The 4,033-nt window shown below is 71.7% G+C and carries 3 protein-coding genes and 1 pseudogene; 3 read left to right on the top strand and 1 reads right to left on the bottom strand.

The genetic code is table 11. The features are described from left to right. The 3 genes from K1Y73_RS21450 to K1Y73_RS21440 all read left to right on the top strand — a co-directional run. On the top strand, positions 1-262 hold a 262-nt coding region (locus tag K1Y73_RS21450), incomplete at its 5' end, for a potassium-transporting ATPase subunit C (RefSeq protein ID WP_225030436.1). An 8-nt stretch (positions 263-270) separates the two neighbouring features. Continuing rightward, positions 271-2,973, top strand: a complete 2,703-nt coding sequence (locus K1Y73_RS21445; RefSeq protein ID WP_225030435.1) for a sensor histidine kinase — start codon at positions 271-273, stop codon at positions 2,971-2,973. Then, positions 2,970-3,668, top strand: a complete 699-nt coding sequence (locus tag K1Y73_RS21440; RefSeq protein WP_225030434.1) for a response regulator — start codon at positions 2,970-2,972, stop codon at positions 3,666-3,668. The genes K1Y73_RS21445 and K1Y73_RS21440 overlap by 4 nt, the downstream gene beginning before the upstream one ends. A gap of 9 nt (positions 3,669-3,677) precedes the next feature. Here K1Y73_RS21440 and K1Y73_RS21435 read toward each other — a convergent pair. Next, positions 3,678-4,033: pseudogene (locus K1Y73_RS21435) on the bottom strand (hypothetical protein); the annotation flags it as partial.

The raw sequence follows: 4,033 nt of genomic DNA, 5'->3' as shown, positions 1-4,033 counted from the left end.
CAGCGACGCCCCCGCGCCGGCCGACGCGCTGACCGCCTCGGGCTCGGGCCTGGATCCGCATGTCTCGCCGGAAAACGCCCTTGGCCAGGCCGCCCGCATCGCGACGGCCCGCGGCCTGCCGGTCGAGACGGTCCGCGCGATGATCGCCGGCCTGACCGAGCCCGCCTGGCTTGGTCTTTACGGCGAGGCGCGCGTCAATGTGCTGCGCTTCAATCTGGCGCTTGACGAAGCCGCCCCCGTGCCGCCTTCTGCCGGCAATTAGGGACCGCCATGCCCGACCTGCCCCGCCCCGCGCCCGAGGCGCTTCTGCCCCAGGCTCGCCGCGAACATCGCGGGCGGCTGAAGATCTTTCTCGGCGCGGCCCCCGGGGTGGGCAAGACCTATGCGATGCTGCAGGCCGCGCGTCAAAGCGCGGCCGAAGGCGTCAAGGTGCTGGTGGGGGTGGTGGAAACCCATGGCCGGGCCGAGACCGAGGCGATGCTGCGCGGGCTGGAAGTGCTGCCCCGCCGCGCCGTCTATCACAATGGCCGCATCCTGCAGGAAATGGATGCCGAGGCGCTGATCGCCCGCCGCCCCGACCTGGCGCTGATCGACGAGCTGGCGCATTCCAACCTGTCGGGCGGTCGGCATGACAAGCGCTGGCAGGATGTCGAGGATGTGCTGGCGGCGGGGATCGACGTTTTCACCACGCTGAACGTCCAGCATGTCGAGACGCTGAATGACACGGTGGCGCGGATCACCGGGGTCAGGGTGCGCGAAACCGTGCCGGATTCGGTGCTGGAGGCAGCCGACGAGATCGAGCTGATCGACCTGCCCCCGGACGAGCTGATCGCGCGGCTGCGCGCGGGCAAGGTCTATGTGCAGGATCAGGCGGCGCGGGCGGTGGCGAATTTCTTCGCCAAGGGCAATCTGACCGCGCTGCGCGAACTGGCCATGCGCACCGCCGCCGACCGGGTCGATGCGCAGTTGCAGGAACATATGGCCGCCCATGCGATCGAAGGGCCCTGGCCCACGCAGGAACGCATCCTGGTCGTCCTGCCCGAAGGCGCCGTGGGGCGCGATGCGCTGCGCATCGCCAAACGCTCGGCCGACCGGGCGCGGGTGGAATGGATGGCGATCGCGCTGACCAGCCTGCATGCCGAGACGCGGACGGGGGCCGAGGCGCGCGACAGCGCCGCGGCGGCGCTGCGGCTGGCCGAACGGCTGGGGGCCGAGGTCAGCGTCTTGCAGACCGAACGCGACGCCGCGGCCGAGGTGATCGCCTTCGCCCGCGCCCATAACATCCGCCGCATCGTCCTGCCGCGCCCGCCCGCGCGCGGCGGTCCGGTGGGCCGGCTGGCGCGCTGGCTGACGCCCTCGGCACATGAGCTGGCGCTGCGCGGATTGCTGCGGCAGGCGACCCAGTTCGAGCTGACGCTGGTCACCGATGACGAAAGCCCCGCCCGCGCCCGCACCCTGCCCCGCCTGCCGCCCTGGCCCGAAACCGCAAGGCGGCTTGGCCAGGCCATGCTGGCCGTGGCGCTGGCCACGCTGATCGCCTGGGCCGCCGACCGGCTGGTGCCGGTTCTCAGCCTGTCGCTGATCTTCATGACCATGGTGGTGGCCGTGGCCGCGAAACTGGGCCGCTGGCCCTCGGTCGCGGCGGCCGTCGTCAGTTTCATGGTCTACAACCTGCTGTTCACCGAGCCGCGCTACACCTTCCGGATCTGGAGCGAGGCGCAGTTCCTGACCCTGCTTCTGTTCCTGGCCGCCTCGATCCTGACCGGCAATCTGGCCGCAAGGCTGCGCGACCGCGCCATCGCCCAGCGCGCGATTTCCGACCGCACCCGCAAACTTTACGATTTCTCGCGCCGGGCCGCCGCCGCCGCCTCGCTGGACGATGTGGTCTGGGCGGCGGTCAGCCATGTCGCCGCGGTCCTGGGCTGCGAGACGATCCTTCTCTTGCCGGCCGAGACGGGCCGGCTGGCGATCGTCGGTGCCTTCCCGCCCGAAGACCGGATGGAACCGCGCGAGATTTCCGCCGCGCATTACGCCTTCGACCATGGCGAACCGGCAGGCCGCGGCTCGACCACGCTGCCCGCCTCGCGCTGGCTGTTCCTGCCGCTGACCGCCTCCGACCGGCGGATCGGCGTTCTGGGCCTGGCCTATCCCGAAGGGCGCGAGGCCGCGCCGGGCGACCGCCGCCTGGTCGAGGCGCTGACCGATCAGGTCGCGCTGGCGCTGGAACGGGTGCGGCTGGCCGACGATCTGGCGCAAAGCCGGGTGCTGAGCGAAACCGAAAGGCTGCGCAGCGCGCTGCTGTCTTCGGTCAGCCATGACCTGCGCACGCCGCTTGTGTCGATCCTGGGCGCCGCCGAGGGGCTGGAGCGGCCCGACCAGCCGGCCGCCGACCGCGCGGCGCTGGTCGAGACGATCCGCGACGAGGGCGAAAGGCTGGACCGCTATATCCAGAACCTGCTGGACATGACGCGGCTGGGCCATGGCGCGCTGAAACCGCGCACCGCCGCCACCGATCTGCGCGAACTGGTGGGCGCGGCACGCCACCGGCTGCGCTCGGCGCTGCGCGGCCAGCCGGTCGAGGTGACGATCCCCGCCGACATGACCCCGGTCGAGGTCGATCCGGTGCTGATCGAACAGGTCCTGGTCAATATTCTGGACAATGCGCAAAAATATGCCGGGCCCGGCAGCCCGATCCGCATCGCCGCCCGCCTGGGCCAGGGCCGGGCGATCCTGTCGGTCGAGGATGAGGGCCCGGGCCTGCCGCCGGGCGCCGCCGCGCATGTCTTCGACATGTTCTGGCGTGCCGAGCAGGGCGATGGCGGGCGCGGCGGCACCGGGCTGGGCCTTGCCATCTGCAAGGGGATCGTGGAAGCCCATGGCGGCAGGATCCGCGCCGAACCCGTCCATCCCGACGGGCGCGGCACACGGATCGTGATGGAACTGCCGCTGTGGAATCCCGAGGTGTCGCATTGACCGCCCCCCAGGCCCGGATCCTGATCGTCGAGGACGAGGCGCCGATCCGCCGCTTCCTGCGCCTGGCGCTGGAGGCCGAGGGCCATCTGGTCTCGGAAGCCGCGACCGCGCGCGAGGGGATCGCGCTGGCCGCGAAACAGGCGCCCTCGGCGATGATCCTGGATCTGGGCCTGCCCGATGCCGACGGGATCTCGGTGCTGAAGGCAGTGCGGGAATGGTCGCAGCTGCCGATCCTGATCCTGTCGGTGCGCAGCGATGACAGCGGCAAGATCGCCGCGCTGGATGCGGGCGCGCAGGATTACGTGACCAAGCCCTTCTCGACCGGCGAGGTGCTGGCGCGGCTGCGCGGGCTGTTGCGCGATCACCGCGCGCCCGGCCAGGCGGCGGCGCGGCTCGAGCTGGGGCCCCTGGTCATCGACGCGGCCGATCACCGGGCGCAGATGGCGGGCGAGGATCTGAAACTGACCCGCCGCGAATTCGATCTGCTGTGGCTGCTGGCCAGCCATGCCGGGCGGCTGGTGACGCAGGAGATGATCCTCAAGGCAATCTGGGGCCCGGCCCATGCCGAGGACAGCCAGTATCTGCGCGTCTATATCCGCCAGCTGCGCGCCAAGCTGGGCGACGATGCCGCCGATCCGCACTGGATCTTCACCGAGCCCGGGGTGGGCTACCGGCTGTCGCGCGGACAGGATTAGGACCAAGGCCTAGCCCCGCAGCCGCGCAGCCGGCCCCCAGATCGCCAGAAGCCCCGCCAGCGCCATCAGCCCGCAGGCCAGGAATACGCCCTCGGCCCCGGCCCGCGCCAGAAGAGCCGCCCCCAGCGCCGGCGCCGCGGCCGAACCCAGAATCGGCGCCACCGCGATCGCGCCGGAAATCGCCCCAAAGCCCGACCGGCCCAGCGCCTCGGCCACCAGAACCGGGCGCAGGATCGACATCAGCCCCGCCCCCGCGCCCTGCAGCGCGGCAAAGCCGAAGATCAGCGGCAAGGCCAGCCCCGCCGCCCACAGCAGCGCCGCCGCCAGCGCGACCGCCGCGAATGAGGCCAGAACCGCCGGCCCGG

Origin of the sequence: Xinfangfangia pollutisoli, assembly GCF_020179405.1 — a bacterium.
GTDB lineage: Bacteria > Pseudomonadota > Alphaproteobacteria > Rhodobacterales > Rhodobacteraceae > Pseudogemmobacter > Pseudogemmobacter pollutisoli.
The sequence above is the reverse complement of the archived record's forward strand: the minus strand, read 5'-3'. Positions and strand labels throughout refer to the sequence as shown.

Excerpts from the sequence above, each read along its gene's own strand:
- K1Y73_RS21445 (WP_225030435.1), top strand. The coding sequence starts at position 271 with ATGCCCGACCTGCCCCGCCCCGCGCCCGAGGCGCTTCTGCCCCAGGCT.